Source organism: Mycolicibacter icosiumassiliensis (assembly GCF_900078685.2).
Lineage (GTDB): Bacteria > Actinomycetota > Actinomycetes > Mycobacteriales > Mycobacteriaceae > Mycobacterium > Mycobacterium icosiumassiliensis.
Map to the genome: position 1 here is coordinate 2,320,073 of NZ_LT546166.1, position 17,093 is coordinate 2,337,165.

Annotated in this window: 15 protein-coding genes and 1 pseudogene; 14 read left to right on the forward strand and 2 right to left on the reverse strand. The window is 66.9% G+C overall.

The window, feature by feature from the left end:
- The first annotated feature begins 81 nt into the window (after positions 1–81).
- From BN4346_RS35040 to BN4346_RS35060, 5 genes and pseudogenes are all read left to right on the forward strand, one after another.
- On the forward strand, positions 82–939 hold the full coding sequence (locus BN4346_RS35040) for a short-chain dehydrogenase/reductase (RefSeq protein ID WP_067972062.1): 858 nt from the start codon (positions 82–84) through the stop codon (positions 937–939).
- Positions 936–2,425: pseudogene (locus BN4346_RS35045) on the forward strand (flavin-containing monooxygenase). The gene BN4346_RS35040 and the pseudogene BN4346_RS35045 overlap by 4 nt, the downstream one beginning before the upstream one ends.
- Entirely contained in the window at positions 2,425–3,345 is a 921-nt protein-coding gene (locus tag BN4346_RS35050) for an alpha/beta hydrolase (RefSeq protein ID WP_067972066.1), read from the forward strand. Before BN4346_RS35045 ends, BN4346_RS35050 begins: the two are co-directional and overlap by 1 nt.
- A complete protein-coding gene (locus BN4346_RS35055; RefSeq protein ID WP_067972070.1) occupies positions 3,342–4,190 on the forward strand; it encodes an SDR family oxidoreductase in 849 nt (282 codons plus the stop codon). The genes BN4346_RS35050 and BN4346_RS35055 overlap by 4 nt, the downstream gene beginning before the upstream one ends.
- Before the next feature lie 80 nt (positions 4,191–4,270).
- Positions 4,271–5,620 carry a cytochrome P450 gene (locus BN4346_RS35060; protein ID WP_067972073.1) on the forward strand — a complete coding sequence of 450 codons (1,350 nt, stop codon included), beginning with the start codon at positions 4,271–4,273 and terminating at the stop codon, positions 5,618–5,620.
- Here BN4346_RS35060 and BN4346_RS35065 read toward each other — a convergent pair.
- Positions 5,592–6,023, reverse strand: a complete 432-nt coding sequence (locus BN4346_RS35065) for a type II toxin-antitoxin system Rv0910 family toxin (protein WP_067972076.1) — start codon at positions 6,021–6,023, stop codon at positions 5,592–5,594. The two genes, BN4346_RS35060 and BN4346_RS35065, sit on opposite strands and share 29 nt — an antisense overlap.
- A gap of 34 nt (positions 6,024–6,057) precedes the next feature.
- Between BN4346_RS35065 and BN4346_RS35070 the strand changes: the two genes are divergently transcribed.
- Together BN4346_RS35070 and BN4346_RS35075 are read left to right on the forward strand one after the other, a co-directional pair.
- Positions 6,058–7,101, forward strand: a complete 1,044-nt coding sequence (locus tag BN4346_RS35070) for an AraC family transcriptional regulator (RefSeq protein WP_067972079.1) — start codon at positions 6,058–6,060, stop codon at positions 7,099–7,101.
- Positions 7,102–7,177: 76 nt separating this feature from the next.
- Positions 7,178–8,068 carry a metal-dependent hydrolase gene (locus BN4346_RS35075; protein ID WP_067972453.1) on the forward strand — a complete coding sequence of 297 codons (891 nt, stop codon included), beginning with the start codon at positions 7,178–7,180 and terminating at the stop codon, positions 8,066–8,068.
- A gap of 3 nt (positions 8,069–8,071) precedes the next feature.
- Here the strand turns inward: BN4346_RS35075 and mntR are convergent, their stop codons facing one another.
- Positions 8,072–8,770 (reverse strand): manganese-binding transcriptional regulator MntR, encoded by a 699-nt coding sequence (mntR, locus tag BN4346_RS35080; protein ID WP_067972083.1) that lies wholly within the window; start codon positions 8,768–8,770, stop codon positions 8,072–8,074.
- Positions 8,771–8,794: 24 nt separating this feature from the next.
- Between mntR and BN4346_RS35085 the strand changes: the two genes are divergently transcribed.
- The 7 genes from BN4346_RS35085 to BN4346_RS35115 all read left to right on the forward strand — a co-directional run bounded on the left by BN4346_RS35085 (position 8,795) and on the right by BN4346_RS35115 (position 17,092).
- Positions 8,795–9,772, forward strand: a complete 978-nt coding sequence (locus tag BN4346_RS35085) for a bifunctional riboflavin kinase/FAD synthetase (RefSeq protein WP_067972086.1) — start codon at positions 8,795–8,797, stop codon at positions 9,770–9,772.
- A gap of 116 nt (positions 9,773–9,888) precedes the next feature.
- Entirely contained in the window at positions 9,889–10,158 is a 270-nt protein-coding gene (gene rpsO, locus BN4346_RS35090; protein ID WP_067972089.1) for a 30S ribosomal protein S15, read from the forward strand.
- 305 nt (positions 10,159–10,463) lie between these two features.
- Complete coding sequence (locus BN4346_RS35095; protein ID WP_067972092.1) at positions 10,464–12,725, forward strand: polyribonucleotide nucleotidyltransferase; 2,262 nt, start codon at positions 10,464–10,466, stop codon at positions 12,723–12,725.
- Positions 12,703–14,025, forward strand: coding sequence for a M16 family metallopeptidase (locus BN4346_RS35100; RefSeq protein WP_067972095.1), 1,323 nt, complete (start codon positions 12,703–12,705; stop codon positions 14,023–14,025). Before BN4346_RS35095 ends, BN4346_RS35100 begins: the two co-directional genes overlap by 23 nt.
- Before the next feature lie 15 nt (positions 14,026–14,040).
- Entirely contained in the window at positions 14,041–15,066 is a 1,026-nt protein-coding gene (locus BN4346_RS35105; RefSeq protein WP_067972098.1) for a nitronate monooxygenase, read from the forward strand.
- Between the two features lie 140 nt (positions 15,067–15,206).
- Entirely contained in the window at positions 15,207–16,115 is a 909-nt protein-coding gene (locus BN4346_RS35110) for a metal-dependent hydrolase (protein WP_067972101.1), read from the forward strand.
- Positions 16,116–16,150: 35 nt separating this feature from the next.
- Complete coding sequence (locus tag BN4346_RS35115) at positions 16,151–17,092, forward strand: alpha/beta fold hydrolase (RefSeq protein ID WP_067972456.1); 942 nt, start codon at positions 16,151–16,153, stop codon at positions 17,090–17,092.
- Position 17,093 lies beyond the last annotated feature (1 nt).

The following is a 17,093-nucleotide window of genomic DNA, read 5'->3' on the forward strand; positions in this document are numbered from 1 at the left end:
GCGTGAGGACGTCCGGTTCTATCAAATGTGCGACCGGTTTGCGCATTCCGCCGGGACCCTGCCCCGAATAGCGTTCGGGGCATGACAGCGAAGTCGCATCAGGGACTGCGCGGCAAGGTCGTCGCTATCACCGGTGCAGCCAACGGGATTGGTGCCGCGACCGCCCGGCAATTGACCCTCGCGGGAGCGCGGGTGGCGCTGCTCGACTGCGACGAGGTCGCGCTGATGCGGCTGGCTGCGGAGTTGGGCGACGCCGCCGCCGGCTTCGTCGCTGACGTGACCGACCCCGATTCCATCGATTCCGCGGTACGGGCCACCGCCGCGTGCTTCGGGGGAATCGACGCGGTGGTCGCCAATGCCGGCATAGCTGGGCCGGTTGCCACGGTATCGAGCGTCGAGCCAGCCGATCTCGAACAGATCGTGCAGGTCAATCTGCTCGGCGTGTTTCGCACGGTTCGGGCCGCGCTGCCCTATGTCACCGAACGCCGCGGGTACGTCCTGCTGGTCTCCTCGATCATGGCACTGATTCCCAGCCCGACCGTGGCGGGCTACGCCGCGACCAAAGCGGGCGTCGAGGCATTCGGGCGGGCGTTGCGGGTCGAGCTTGCCGAACAGGGCGTAAGGGTCGGCGTCGCCTACTTCGGGTTGATCGATACCGGTATGGTGCGCGACATCGTGTCGAGTACGGGCTTCGGCGGTGTGCTGGCCACGTTGCCCCGATTCCTCAGCAGACCCGCACCGGTGACCGCCGCTGCCGCGGTGCTGGTCTCCGGTATTGCGCGCCGTGCCAACCGGGTATTCGCGCCCGGCTACGTACGCCTGCTACTGGACCTGCGCACCATGCTGGCGCTGGGCGATCCGCTGATCGCACGACATCGCTTCCTGGCCAACGTTATTCGGGCCGCAAACGGAGGAATTGATACCGAGGTGTCGTCATGACCGGCCGTGATCGGATGCCGTCGGTGGCGATCATCGGTGCCGGCATGTCCGGATGTGTATGGCGATCAAGCTGCGCCAGGCGGGAATCACCGACGTCACGCTCTACGAGAAGGGATCCGAGGTCGGTGGCACCTGGCGTGACAATACCTATCCGGGGCTGAACTGCGACGTCGCGTCCCGGTTCTACCAGTACACCTTTGCCCCCAATCCGACGTGGAGCCATTTCTTCTCCCCGGGAGCCGAGATTCAGGCCTATTTCACCAAGGTCGCCGACGATTACGGCTTGCGTCAACACATCCGGTTTGAGTCCGAGGTCGTCGAAGCCACCTTTTCCGCGCACAGGTGGCGGATCCGGACCGCTGCCGGCGAACAGCAGGAGGTCGACTTCCTGATCTCGGCGGCCGGGGTACTGCGCGAACCGCGGTACCCGGGCATCAAAGGGCTCGACGACTTCGGCGGTACAGTAATGCATTCGGCGCGTTGGGACCACTCCGTGGAGACGACCGGCAAACGCGTTGCGGTGATCGGCACCGGCTCGACCGGCGTGCAGATCGTGTGCGGGCTCGCGCCGACAGTCCAGCGGTTGGAACTGTTCCAGCGCAGCGCGCAGTGGGTGGTGCCGTTCCCGAACCGGCCCTACTCGAAGGCGGCGAACCCGCTTCGGAGGCGGCTGCCGGTGTTGGGGCGCCTCGCCTACCTCACCTATCGATGGATCTACGAACTGCTGTTGCATGCCATGGTGCGTCCGGGGTGGCAGCGCTCTCTGTTGAGCGGCCTCTGCTGGGCCAATCTGGGCACAGTGGGTGACGCGGAACTGCGGCGCAAGCTCACTCCCGACTATCAACCGATGTGTCGACGGCTGGTCCTCTCGGCCGGCTTCTACCGGGCGATGCAACGCGACAACGTGGACCTGGTGATCGACGCCATCGATCATGTCGAACCGCGTGGGATCGTCACCGCTGACGGTGTGCTGCACGAGGTGGACATGATCGCGCTGGCTACCGGCTTCGACGCGCACGCCTACATGCGGCCGATGCGGTTGATCGGGCGCGACGGCATCACCATTGACGAGGCGTGGAGCGACGGCCCGCGGGCCCACCTGACGGTGGCAATACCGGGTTTTCCGAACATGTTCATGCTGATGGGCCCGCACAGCCCGGTAGGCAACTACTCGCTGATCGCGGTCGCCGAGACGCAGGCCGACCACATTCTCGCTTGGATCGACCAATGGCGATACGGGCAGTTCGATTCGGTCGCACCCACCCAAGCCGCGACCGACGAATTCTATGCCCGGATGCGTGAGGCGATGCCGGGAACCGTGTGGACGACCGGTTGTACCAGTTGGTATTTGGGTGCCGATGGCTTGCCCGAACTGTGGCCGTGGACCCCTGCCCACTACCGCGCTCGACTGAGCGAATCACCCGTGCTGGCCGACTTCGACCTGTGGTCGGTGGAGGCCGCTCACGTGAAAGGGACGAGACGCTGATGTCGATGTATCTTCCGCCACCGATCCTGCGGGCGGCGGCACGCGCGTTGGCGCGTACCACGTTCCTGCCGTTAGCGCCCTGGCGATTCCAGCGTCGGATGCTGGACCTGACGTTCGCCTGGCCGGGCGCACCGCGCGGGCTGGCCGTCCATGCAACCGAACTCGTTGGCGTGCCGGCTGAGATGCTTTCCCCGGAACACCCCGATGCCCGAGTGCTGCTGTACCTGCACGGCGGCGGCTACACCGTCGGGTCTCCCCGCAGCCATCGCGCGCTGGCCGGACGGCTCGCCCTCGCCCTGAACGCCGCCACCTACGTTCCCGACTACCGGCTGGCCCCGGAGCACCGGTTCCCGGCGGCGTTCGACGATTCGTTCGCGGCCTACCAGGCGCTGCTGAACGGGGGTTGGCAAGGGGAGCAGATCTTCGTCGCCGGAGACTCGGCAGGCGGGGGATTGTCGCTGGCCCTCGGGGTTGCCGCGGTACAGCGTGGATTGCCAACACCGGCCTCGATCGGTTTGCTTTGCCCAGGAATCGATATGACACCGGACGCGAGGGCACGTTTGCCGCGGGGCCGCCGCGATCCGGTATTGACCCATCGCTTGCTGGAACGGTTCTGCGACGCCTATGTGGATCCCGAGGATCGGGCGCGCCCGGCGGTGTCGCCGCTGCTGGCCGATCTGGCTGGGTTACCGCCACTGGTGGTGGACGCCGCCGGCAACGACATGCTCAGCGGCCAGGCTCGGCGGCTCGCGGACAAGGCTCGGCAGGCCGGTGTCGCGGTGCACCACCGCGAGCATTCGGGCATGCCGCACGGCTTCCACTCCGGCGCCGGGCTTCTCACGCAGGCGGATCGTGCGCTCGACGACGTGGCGGCGGCCTTGCTGGCGCTATCCGCAAACAGCCGAAGGAGAACAGGATGAAACGCACACCAGCGCCGAAAGTTGTCGCTGTCACCGGCGCCGCCCGCGGCATCGGTCTCGCCACGGCGCAGGCATTTGCTGCTCGGGGCGCCAGCGTCGCAATCGGCGACCTCGATCTCGACCTCGCAAAGCAGTCAGCGGCCAGGTTGCCCGGTGCCGCGATCGCGCTGCCGCTCGACGTGACGGATCCGGACTCGTTCGCCGCGTTCCTCGGCGACGCCGACGCTCAACTCGGACCGATCGACGTGCTGGTGAACAACGCCGGCGTGATGCTCACCGGCGATTTCCTCGACGAGAAACACACCACCGCCGAAAAGATGATCGCGATCAACCTGGGCGGTGTCATCACCGGCGCGCAACTGGCGGCCAGGATGTTCATGAAGCGGGGCGGCGGCCACATCGTCAACGTCGCGTCGATGGCGGGCGCCGCGGGATTCCCCGGTGTCGCAACGTATTGCGGCACCAAGTTCGGCGTCGTTGGGTTTACCCTGGCGCTGCGGGAAGAACTGGCGCCCAACGGTGTCCGGGTTTCAGCGGTGCTACCCGGGATTGTGCACACCGAACTGTCGGCGGGATTGCGGCTCTCGCCGATCATCGAGAGATTCGGGTCGGTGGAGCCGGAGGACATCGCGCATGCCGTCGTGCGTACCGTGCAGCGCGACAGGGCGCTGACGTACGCGCCCGGGAGGCTCGGGCTTGCGCTGCGCACCGCCAACGCGATTCCGGAACGGTCACGCCGGGCGCTGCACAGATGGCTGCACACCGAACGGCTCTACTTGAATGTCGACCAGGCCACCCGCGATGCCTATCATGCCCGGGCCAACGGCGCCGACGACGCAGGCTGACCCCAAGCTGTCTGTAAGTGTCAAATCATTGTCTGGTTGGTGCATTCCGGCCGGGCGCTACCGGCCTTAGCGTCGAATACATGCCTACTGACCTGCTGCATCCTGGCCCCAAGGCGATCGCCGGTGCCGCCCGCACTGCGATTTCCGACTTGGGACGGCCCATCGCCGTCGGTGTCTACCGCGACCTACGGCGTCCGCGCGCGCGATCCGCGCCGCGTTCGGTGCCGCGCACCACGTTCGACCCGACCTTGCCGGACAGCATCGCCAATCCCTATCCGGATTTCGAGCGCATTCGCGATCACCCGGTGGTGGTCAACGAAAGGCTCGGGGTGTGGATGCTCGGGCGCTATCGCGACGTTCACGCCGCAGCCCGCGACAACGAGATCTTCTCGTCTTCGCACGGGATCGTGCTGCGCTCCACGCCAGGCCCCTCGATCATCACCACTGATCCGCCGGACCACGAGCGGCTGCGGCGGATCACCCAGCCCATGTTCAGCAAGAAGTCAATCGCGTCCTTCACCGACGACATCAGGGAACTGGCCGCGGACGGTGTGAACCAACTCAACTGCGGCGAGGTAGTTGACATGGTTCCGGCGTTGACCATTCCGTTGCCGGTCAATGTGATCGCCCGGATTCTCGGGGTGCCCCGCGATGAGTGGGCGCAGTTTCGGGCCGTCTCCGATCGGTGGGCGCAGATATTCAGCCCCAGAACGGTTCCCGAGGTTGTACGCCTCGCCTCTACCGGTTTCACGGCCTACGCTCAATACCGAAGTTTCGTCGCGGCCGAACTCAGACGCCGTGCCGGAAGCGTGGGCACCGAGTTGCTGGATCGGCTGCGGTCGGCGGTCGATGCCGGAGAGATCTCTGATCAAGAAGCGTTCTACTACGCCTTGGTCGTGCTCGTCGCCGGCAATGAGACCACCACCAACCTGTTGGGCATGCTGTTGATCCGGCTCGCACAAGACGCCGAACTCTTCGCCGAGTTGCGCGCGGACCGCAGCTTGTTGGCCGCGGCGGTGGAGGAAACAGCCCGCTGGGGCTCGCCGGTGCAGTGGGTGACCAGGACGACGACCTCGGGCTGCGAGATCGGCGGAACCGTCATACCAGGCGGTGCCAGGGTGGTCCTGTTCTACGCATCGGCCAACCGCGACCCCCGCAAGTTCACCGACCCGAACCGATTCGACATCCATCGCGCGACCGGGGCCCACCTCGGTTTCGGGCACGGCATCCACTTCTGTCTCGGAGCGCACCTTGCCCGGTTGGAAGTGGTGACCGCCATCGACTACCTGCTCGATGAGGTCGATGCGCTGGAGCTGGCCGGACCGGTGCGGTGGGGGACAACGCCATCGCTGCAGGGGCCGGTGTCGGTGCCGCTGCGGGTCCGGCCGGTCCAGGTGGGGCTCAGGCGTACAGCGTCTCGAACTGCTTGATAGAGCGCTCGATGTCGCCTTTGACTGCGCGGGCGGCGGTGGCCCCGATCGGGCCAAACAGCGGTCGGCCTCCCAGATCCATCCGCAGGGTGAACTTCGAGCCAGAGGGGGCCGGGGCGATGGCCAGGGTCAGCGCGTATTTCGTGCCGCCCACACCGTCGCCGGTGAGCTCCAGCAGTGCGGGCGGGTCGAATTTGCGGACCGTCCAGGTGACGCGGTTGCGCAAACCCTTGGCGCCTGCCACGCCGACCACCGTCGTCCCGACCGTGAGTTCGTCGGGCAGCTCGGAGCGCCAACCCTGGTGCAGGGACAACCAGTCGCCAAGTTCGGCAAGACTCGAGGCGTGGGCCCACGCCTGGTCCGGAGGGAGCGACAAGTTGCGGGAGAGCTCGAGTTTGGCCATCTCCAGATCCTAGCGATTTGATACCTTCGGACACGTGGTGGCCGATGCTGCTCATGTCGACGTAGCCGAGTGGGACATCCCGAGGCCGGTGGCGACCAGCGGCCACCTGATCGATGCGGCCCGCCAGCACGGCCTGGTGGTCGCTGACTGCCTTGCCGGTACCGATCTGTCGTTGGCCGACCTCGAGAATGCGTCCACCGAGGTGCAAGCCGGCCAGGAGCTGGCGATTCTCCGCAACATTCTTGCGCGCGTTGACGACCCGCATGAGTTCGCCCGTGACGTCGGTACCCGGTACAACTTCGTCAACATGGGAATCCTCGGCTATGCGCTGCTGGCCAGCCCGACGCTGGGTGATGCGGTGAACATTGCCTGTCGGTACGCGGCGCTGTCGTCGACATTTCATCGCCTGACCCGCAACGACACCGCCGACGGGGCAGTCGTCGAATTCGACAGCAGCGCTGTTCCCGCCGACGTGCGGGTGTTCATGCTGGAACGCGACATGTTCGCGGTGACCAACTTGGCGCCGCTGCTGATCGGGCAATTGGAGTCCACGATCGCGCTGAAAGTCGAGCTGCCCGGCATCGACTTCCCGGTCGATCGGCTGGAGTTCCCCTGGCTGACAGTCGAGTTCGATCTTGCAGCGACACGCAGTGCGATCACCATCCCGGCGAACGTGCTGGCGCTCGCGATGCCGGCCGCCGATGCCGCCACTGCCGAAGCGTGTGCTCAACAGTGCGAAGACCTGCTCCAGACCCGTCGGCAACGCCGTGGCGTCTCCGCATTGGTGCGTGTCCGCCTCATACGCGACCCGGGTCAGTTACCGTCTATGGCCGATATCGCCGACGAGCTCTGCATCACCGAACGCACATTGCATCGTCGGCTGGCCGCCGAACGCACCAGCTACCGCGCGCTGGTGGACGAGGTTCGAGTGACGCTGGCGGCAGCTCTGCTCGAGTCTGGACTTACTGTCGAGGAGACCGCCCGTCAACTCGGCTATTCCGAGACGGCCGCCTTCACGCGGGCCTACATTCGCTGGACCGGCGTGCCGCCGAGCAAACACCGCCGCTGCGGAGCCTGATCGAGTGTCTGAATAGGTCAAATTCGTGTCCGCTTAGCCCATTACGGTCATGATCGTGCTCGGTCAGAGTGAATCCATGACCGCATCTCACGACCTGGCGTACCCGGCCGTCCGACGATTGAACTTCGGGTTCGGTGAACAACCCGCCGGCGACCGGTATTTCGCCGACGGCAGCATCGTGTTCAGCCATCTGGTGGCCATCTTGTCGGCGATCTTCCCGCCCGGCGAGGACATCTTCGTGCGGTCGGTGCGCCGCTACTCCGGCCAGCTCGCCGACCCCGATCTGGCCAAGCGCGTGGCCGGCTTCATCGGGCAGGAGAAGACGCACGGCCTGCAGCACCGTGAGCTCAATGAGCAACTCGCAGCCATGGGCTATCCGACCGCGTGGTTCGAGTACCTGCTGGGCAGCACCGAGCGCATGGAGAAGTTCCTCGACAAGCAGTACCCCAACCCCGACCGGCTGCCCCGCCTGCGCCACTTCTTCCTCGGATTCACCGTGGCCGCAGAACATTTCACCGCGGTGTGGGCGGAGAACATCCTCAAGCGCCCAGCGGTCCAGGCGATGATGTATGACCCCGAGATCCGCAATCTGCTGAATTGGCATGCGCTGGAAGAGCTGGAGCACAAGTCGGTCGCCTTCGACGTGTACCGGGCTGTGGGCGTTCCGGAGTCGACGCGCATCCGGTGGATGCGCTTCGCGCAGAACTGTGGAATTCCGATCCTGGTGCTGTTCGCCTGGCTGTCGATCGCCACCACCGACGTTGAGGGGCGCCGTCAACCGTTCCGGATCCTCAAGGAGACGGTGCAGATGCTGCGCAACCCGATGTGGAAGGGCTTCTACTCCGACATGCGACCCTTCAAGAAGCGCGATTTTCACCCCGACCAAATCGACACCGCCGAACTCATCGCGTACTGGCAGCAGGAACTCTTCGGGGCCGAAGGTCAGCTGGCCGGCCACGTGAAGTAGGGGTCAGACCACCCAGATCGCTTGGGCTGCAGGGCTTCCCAGATCAATCCTGGCGTGCTCGCCGTCGGATCCCTCGGGCGAATCCAGGCCTACCGAGATGATCCCGGCGAAGTCGCGGCGCGCCAGCACCCGCAAACGGGCGTCCAGGCTGATGCCCACCTGGGCGAAGTAGCGCAGCATCTCCGGATCGTTGTCGGAGATGCGGGCCACCGTCCCGGTCTCGCCGTCGGCGCACGCCCACAATTGGCGGGCCGGGGGAGTGGGCACCTGCCCGTCCGATGCCGGGATCGGGTCGCCGTGCGGGTCACGCTGCGGGAAGCCCAGCTTGGCGTCGATGCGGGCGATCAACCGGTCCGATACCGCGTGCTCGAGGACCTCGGCTTCGTCGTGCACCTCGTCCCAGCCATAGCCGAGCTCGCGCACCAGAAACGTCTCGATCAGCCGGTGCCGGCGCACCATCGCCAGTGCTGCCCGGCGGCCCTGCTCGGTCAAGGTCACCGCGCCGTACTTCTCGTGGTCCACCAAGCCCGCATCGGCGAGCTTGCGGATCGACTCCGAGGCGGTGCTGGCGGACACGCCGATCTTCTCCGCCAGCATCTTGGTGCTGACCTTGTCGGGTGACCATTCCTGGGCGGTCCAGATGACTTTCAGATAGTCCTGGGCGACGCTACTCAGCCCATCCGACTGCTCCCAAGGGCTCACAACCGGACAGTTTAGGCTGTCCTCGTGCAGCGGTGGCGGGGGCAGGATGAGATCCCCACAGACTGGGGCAGGTGCGTGCTCACCATCGGCGTGTTCGACGGTGTGCATCGCGGCCATGCGGAACTGATCACCCATGCGGTGAAGGCCGGCCAGGCGCGCGGCGTACCGACGGTGCTGATGACCTTCGATCCGCATCCGATGGAGGTCGTCTATCCCGGCAACCATCCGGCGCAGCTCACCACGCTGGCGCGCCGCGCCGAGCTGGTCGAGCAGTTCGGCATCGACGTGTTCCTGGTGATTCCGTTCACGCCCGAGTTCATGAAGCTCACCCCGGACCGCTACATCCACCAGCTGCTCGTCGAGCACCTGCACGTGGTGGAAGTGGTGGTGGGGGAGAACTTCACCTTCGGCCGTAAGGCGGCCGGCAACGTCGAGACCCTGCGCCGCGCCGGTGAGCAGTTCGGGTTCGGGGTCGAATCGGTGTCCCTGGTGGCCGAACGCGCCGACGCCGCCCAATCGGTCACCTTCTCCTCGACCTACATCCGGTCCTGCGTGGACGCCGGCGATGTCTCGGCGGCGGCCGAGGCGCTGGGCCGGCCGCACCGGGTCGAAGGACTGGTGGTGCGCGGTGACGGCCGCGGGCGCGGCCTGGGCTTCCCGACCGCCAACGTGGCGCCGTCGGCCTTTGCGGCGATTCCGGCCGACGGCGTGTACGCGGCATGGTTCACCGTGTTGGGACACGGCCAAGTGCCCGGCACCGTCGTCGCCGGTCAACGCTGCCGGGCCGCGGTATCGGTGGGCACCAATCCGACGTTCTCCGGGCGGGCCCGCACCGTGGAGGCATTCGTGATCGACGAAACCGCCGACCTGTACGGACAGCGAGTCGCCGTCGACTTCGTCAGCCGGATCCGGGGCCAGGAGAAGTTCGACTCGGTGGCCGACCTGGTGGCGGTGATGAACACCGACGTCGAGAAGACCCGCGGCCTGCTCTGCGACGACTGACCGCCGGCACGATTGGGACGGCTACCCAAGGCGCTGCTAGACTCGCCCCTCGGTGTGCTGCAGTCCGCGGCGGCCACCGACTTGATATTCGCGGGACCGATTGATGGAGATTTGTCGTGGCGCTGACCGTCGAGCAGAAAAAAGAGATCCTGGCCAACTACGGCCTGCACGAGACGGACACCGGCTCGCCCGAAGCTCAGGTCGCCCTGCTGACCAAGCGGATCGTCGACCTCACCGAGCACCTCAAGCAGCACAAGCACGACCACCACTCGCGGCGCGGACTGCTGCTGCTGGTCGGTCGGCGCCGTCGTCTGCTCAAGTACCTGACCGCGACCGATGTGGCGCGCTACCGCTCGCTCATCGAGCGCCTCGGCCTGCGTCGCTGACGACGAATCGGGCCGGCGGAAGCCGCTGCCTGTTAGAGTGAGACCGTTCCGGGCCTGCCAGGCCCGGACATCGGTGTGGCCCCCGCATCCGCGTGCGCCACTCCGGCACGTCACGACGGGACACGTCCCTACGAACGGCCAGACCTGCATCGGGCGGTCTTCGGTAGTGGCAGCCGGGTCTGAAAGCACGTCTTACAAGATCCGGCCGCTTCGATCGACGACCGTAGCCGCATCCAGGTCGTTGGCTGGCGCATGTCTGACGTTGCGAAACAGCTGAACGAACCAGGAAAGGCCGTACGGCTTTTATGTCTGCAACTGAAATTGAAGAAGGCGTATTCGAGACCACCGCTGTCATCGACAACGGCAGCTTCGGCAAGCGCACCATCCGCTTCGAGACCGGCCGGCTGGCCCAGCAGGCCGCCGGCAGCGTCGTCGCCTACCTCGACGACGAAACCATGCTGCTGTCGGCGACCACCGCCAGCAAGGCTCCCAAGGACCACTTCGACTTCTTCCCGCTCACGGTCGACGTCGAGGAGCGGATGTACGCGGCCGGTCGTATCCCCGGCTCGTTCTTCCGCCGCGAAGGCCGGCCGTCCACCGACGCGATCCTGACCTGCCGCCTCACCGACCGCCCGCTGCGCCCGTCGTTCGTCGACGGCCTGCGCAACGAGGTCCAGGTCGTGGTGACCGTGCTGAGCCTGAACCCCAACGACCTGTACGACGTGGTGGCGATCAACGCCGCGTCGGCCTCCACCCAGCTCGCCGGCCTGCCGTTCTCCGGCCCGGTCGGTGCGGCGCGGGTGGCCCTGATCGACGGCACCTGGGTGGCGTTCCCCACCGTCGAACAGCTCCAGCGCGCGGCGTTCGACATGGTGCTGGCCGGACGCACCCTCGACGATGGTGACGTCGCGATCATGATGGTCGAGGCCGAGGCCACCGAGAACGTCATCGAGCTCATCGAAGCCGGCGCGCAGGCGCCGACCGAGACCGTGGTGGCCGAGGGCCTGGAGGCGGCCAAGCCGTTCATCGCGGCGCTGTGCAAGGCCCAGCAGGAGCTGGCCGACGCCGCGGCAAAGCCGACCAGCGACTACCCGCTGTTCCCGCCTTACGGTGACGACGTCTACTACTCGGTGGCCTCCATCGCGACCGACGAGCTGGCGAAGGCGCTGACCATCGCCGGCAAGGCCGAGCGTGACGAGCGCACCGAGGAGATCAAGGCCGAGGTCATCGAGCGTCTCGCCGAGACTTACGCGGGTCGCGAGAAGGAGATCAGCGCGGCCTACCGAAGCCTGACCAAGAAGCTGGTGCGTCAGCGCATCCTGACCGACCACTTCCGTATCGACGGCCGTGGCATCACCGACATCCGGGCGCTGTCCGCTGAGGTCGCGATCGTGCCGAGGGCGCACGGCAGCGCGCTGTTCGAGCGTGGCGAGACCCAGATCATGGGCGTGACCACGCTGGACATGATGAAGATGGCGCAGCAGATCGACTCGCTGGGGCCGGAGAAGTCCAAGCGCTACATGCACCACTACAACTTCCCGCCGTACTCGACCGGTGAGACCGGCCGGGTCGGTTCGCCCAAGCGCCGCGAAATCGGCCACGGCGCCCTGGCCGAGCGGGCCCTGGTTCCGGTGCTGCCCAGCGTCGAGGAGTTCCCCTACGCCATCCGGCAGGTGTCGGAAGCCCTGAGCTCCAACGGCTCCACCTCGATGGGTTCGGTCTGCGCGTCCACGCTGGCGCTGCTCAACGCCGGTGTGCCGCTGAAGGCTCCGGTCGCCGGTATCGCGATGGGCCTGGTCTCCGACGACGTAGACGTTGACGGCAAGACCGAGCGTCGCTTCGTCGCGCTCACCGACATCCTGGGCGCCGAGGACGCGTTCGGCGACATGGACTTCAAGGTCGCCGGCACCAAGGACTTCGTCACCGCGCTGCAGCTCGACACCAAGCTCGACGGCATTCCTTCAACGGTCCTGGCAGGTGCTCTCGCCCAGGCCAAGGACGCGCGGATGACCATCCTGGAGGTGATGGCCGAGGCCATCGACGCCCCCGACGAGATGAGCCCCTACGCGCCGCGGGTCACCACCATCAAGGTTCCGGTGGACAAGATCGGCGAGGTGATCGGGCCCAAGGGCAAGATGATCAACTCGATCACCGAGGAGACCGGCGCCCAGATCTCCATCGAGGACGACGGCACCGTGTTCGTCGGCGCCACCGACGGGCCGTCGGCGCAGGCCGCGATCGACAAGATCAACGCGATCGCCAACCCGCAGCTGCCGAAGATCGGCGAGCGGTTCCTGGGCACCGTGGTCAAGACCACCGACTTCGGCGCCTTCGTGTCGCTGCTGCCGGGCCGGGACGGTCTGGTGCACATCTCCAAGCTCGGCAAGGGCAAGCGGGTCGCCAAGGTCGAGGACGTGGCTAAGGTCGGCGACAAGCTGCGCGTGGAGATCGCCGACATCGACAACCGCGGCAAGATCTCGCTGGTGCCCGTCGACGACACGGCGGACGCTGCGGACTCGTCCTCTGGGTCCGCTGAGCCTGCCGATGCCGCGGCTGCCGAAAGCTGACACCGGGGCGCCACCGCGCGCCACACTGCGACGCACCACCTTGCCGGGCGGGCTGAGGGTAGTCACTGAGTACCTGCCCGCGGTTCGTTCGGCGTCGGTGGGCGTTTGGGTCGGCGTCGGATCGCGCGACGAGGGCGCCACGGTGGCCGGCGCTGCGCACTTCCTGGAGCACCTGCTGTTCAAAGCGACCCCGACCCGCACGGCGGCCGGCATAGCCCAGGCGATGGACGCGGTCGGGGGTGAGCTCAACGCCTTCACCGGCAAAGAGCACACCTGCTACTACGCCCATGTGCTGGACACCGATCTGGAGCTGGCCGTCGCCCTGGTGAGCGATGTGGTGCTCAATGGGTCCTGCGCCGCCGCCGACGTCGACCTCGAACGCGACGTGGTTCTTGAGGAACTCGCGATGCGCGATGACGATCCCGAGGACGCGCTGGGCGATGTGTTTTTGTCCACGCTGTTCGGGGACCATCCGATCGGCCGGCCGGTGATCGGCAATGTCGAGTCGGTGTCGTCGATGACTCGTGCACAGTTGCGGTCGTTCCACCAGCGTCGCTACACACCGGAGCGCATGGTGGTCGCCGTTGCCGGCAACATCGACCACGACACGGTGGTGGCGCTGGTGCGAGAACACTTCGGGCATCGGCTGATTCGAGGCGAGAAGCCCGCCGAACCGCGCCGCGGCACTGCCCGGGTACCGGGCTCGCCCGGGTTGACCGTGGTCAACCGCGACGCCGACCAGACGCACATGTCTCTGGGAGTGCGTGCGCCGGGACGCTATTGGCAGCACCGTCAGGCGCTGGCGGTGCTCAACACCGCTCTGGGCGGGGGACTCAGTTCCCGGCTTTTCCAACAGGTTCGGGAAACCCGCGGCCTGGCGTACTCGATCTACTCGTCGGTGGACACCTTCGCCGACGCCGGCGCGCTATCGGTGTACACCGCATGCCAGCCGGACCGGTTCGCCGAGGTGGCGGCCGTGACCGCCGAGGTGCTCGAATCGGTGGCGCGTGATGGAATCACCGCCGACGAGTGCCGGATCGCCAAGGGATCGTTGCGCGGGGGATTGGTTCTGGGCCTGGAGGATTCCGGTTCCCGGATGAACCGGTTGGGCCGTACCGAGTTGAACTACGGCCGGCATCGGCCCATCGCGCGCACCCTGCGGGAATTGTCCGCGGTCACCGTCGAGGAGGTCAACGCGGTGGCCCGTCAGCTGTTGTGCCAGCCCTTCGGCGTCGCGGTTCTGGGTCCCTACCGCTCGAAAGGGGCGCTGCCAACCCGTCTGCGGGCGCTTGCCGGTTGATGGCAGGCTAGGGCAATGGCGTTCAGCTTCTCCGAGCTCACTGTCCCACTGGTCGGCGCGCCGATGGCCGGCGGTCCCAGCACGCCGGCGCTGGCGGCCGCGGTGTCGGAGGCCGGCGGACTGGGGTTCGTCGCCGGAGGCTATCGCACCGCCGGGCAGCTGGCCGACGAGATCATCGCCGCGCGTGCCGCCACCAGCGGTCCGATCGGTGTCAATCTGTTTGTGCCCCAACCCAGCGGCGCTGACGTGGTGTTGCTCGACGAATACGCCGACCTCCTGGATCCGCTGGCCGAGCACTACGGCGTAGAGCTGGGCCGGCCCCGCTTCGGTGACGACGACTGCTGGCCGGAGAAGCTCGAGGTGATCGCCGACCTGCAGCCCACGGTGGTGTCGTTCACGTTCGGGACGCCGTCCCCCGACGACATAGAGAGGCTTCGGGCGTTGCGCATCCTGACGATGGTCACGGTCACATCGGCCTACGAGGCCGGTGTCGCTCTGGGGCATGGCGCCGAGGTGCTGGTGGTGCAGGGTCCCAAGGCGGGCGGACATCGGGGCACCTTCGCACCGGACGTGCACCCGGGCACTGAGTCGCTGGAGCATGTGCTGGCCGAGATCGCCCACGCCCACGCCCATGTCCCGTTGGTGGCGGCGGGCGGGCTCGGTACCGCGGCCGACGTGGCCGGGGTGCTGGGCGGCGGCGTGGTCGCAGCCCAGGTCGGTACCGCGCTGCTGCTGGCTCACGAAGCCGGGACCAATCCGACGCACCGTGCGGCACTGACCAACCCGGAATTCACCAATACCACGGTGACGTGTGCGTTCTCCGGCCGCTACGCGCGTGGCCTGGAGAACGACTTCACCCGCGCCTTCGATGATGTGGCCCCGGTGGGATACCCGGAGATCAACCACATGACCACCCCGATCCGGGCGGCGGCGGTAGCCGTGGACGACCCGCATGGGACGAGCCTGTGGGCCGGGACCGCCTACCGGACCGCCCGGTCGGCTCCGGCCGCCGACATCATCGCCGACTTGGCGTCGGGTTGAGCCCTGCGGGCATCGTCAGGGAGTGGCGACGGTCACAATCTAAACTAGGCGGTACCGGTGGTATCGTTGTACCCTATCGGGCAATCTGTCCATTGCGAAGACAATTGATGGGGTTTTGTAAACCCGGTGGGAGGTTCGTCATGCTCAAGGTCGATGACAGCGCCGCCGGCCCGCATGACGGGTCACTTGATCACGAGCGCATCGTCCTGCAGGCCCGCGACGTCGGGTTCGACTGGTCGGACCTGCCGGTGCACTACGTGCCCGGCGAGCCCTTCGTCACCCACTTCTGCAATGTGCTGCACCTCTTGCTGCCGGCCGGCGAGGAGTTCTTCGTCGAGGTGTTCAAGCAGGCGCTACCGCTGATCAAGGACGACCAGCTGCGGCTCGACGTCCAGGGATTCATCGGCCAGGAGGCCACCCACTCCCAGGCGCACACCGCAGTTGTCGACCACTTGGCCGCCCGGGGCGTCGACATGTCGCCGTTCACCGGCCAGATCAAATGGCTCTTCGACAAACTGCTCGGCGACCGGCCGGCCTGGAATGAGCGCCGTCAGCAGCGCTGGCTCCTGGAACGGGTGGCTCTGGTGGCCGCCGTTGAGCACTACACCGCGATTCTCGGGGAGTGGGTCCTGGAGAGCCCCGGGCTGGACGAGGTCGGCACCCATCCGGCGATGCTGGACATGTTGCGCTGGCACGGTGCCGAAGAGGTCGAGCACAAGGCTGTCGCGTTCGACGTCATGAAGCACCTGCGGGCCGGCTTCTTCCGGCAGGTCCGTACCCAGTTGGCCGTCACCCCCCTGATGCTGCTGTTGTGGGTGCGCGGCCTGCGGTTCATGTACAAGGTGGACCCGCAATTGCCGGCCGGAACCATGCCGCGCTGGCGGGACTGGTTCATCGCCGCGCGCCGGGGGCTGGTGCCCTCGCCGTTCGAATTCCTGCCGGCGATCGCCTCTTACTACCGTCCGGGCTTCCACCCAGCGCAACTCGGCGGGGTGGAGAAGGCGGTCAACTACCTGGCCGTATCGCCCGCTGCCCGCGCCACGCACTGACCCGAACCGCGGGCGAACAACGAGGAGTGCAGTCGATGACTACCCCGACCACCACCACTGTGACGTCAGCCGACGGTGTGACCCTTGCGGTGCACGCCTACACCGATCTGGACCCGCAACGGGCGACCATCCTGGCGATCCACGGCTACCCGGACAACCACCACGTCTGGGACGGCGTGGCCCGCGAGCTCATCGAGCAGCACCCCGGCCGCTACAACGTCGTCGCCTACGACGTACGCGGAGCGGGGACGTCCTCGGCGCCGGCGGAGAAGTCGGGCTACCGATTCCCGCACCTGATCGCCGACGTTGCCGCGGTGCTCGAGCACCTGGGCCGGCTCGGTGTGGACCAGGTTCACCTCCTGGGCCACGACTGGGGTTCGATCCAGGGCTGGGCCGCCATCACCGACCCGGCCGTGGCAGCCAAAATCGTTTCCTACACCTCGATTTCGGGTCCGCACCTGGACTATGCCGGCCGCTTCCTGCGCTCGGCGCGCAACCTGCGGACGCTCGGCGACGTCATCCGGCAACTGCTGGAGTCGAGCTACATCTGGCTGTTCTTGACCCCGCGGGTTCCCGAGGCGGCTTTCCGGTCCGGTCTGGGCGTCCGGGTCCTTGGCTGGCTTGACCGGATCGGTCGCTCGGGCAACCCGCAGCCGGCCATGCCCCGGGGCGAGAACGACTACGTCAACGGGCTCAACCTCTACCGCGCGAACATGCCGGGGCCCTTTCTGAAGCCGTCACGGCCGCTGCCCGCCACCGATGTCGCCGTGCAGGTGCTCGCGCCGCGCCTGGACCTGTTCGTCAGCCCGGCCCTGCAGCGGTACACCGGATCGATCCCGGCCAACCACCGGGTGCTCGACATCGACGGCGGCCACTGGGTGGTGACCGATCGCCCCGACGTGATCGCCCGGCTGACCGACGAGTGGGTGCAGCACAGCGTGGCCGGTGCAGCCGGCGATGACGTACGGCACGCCTGAT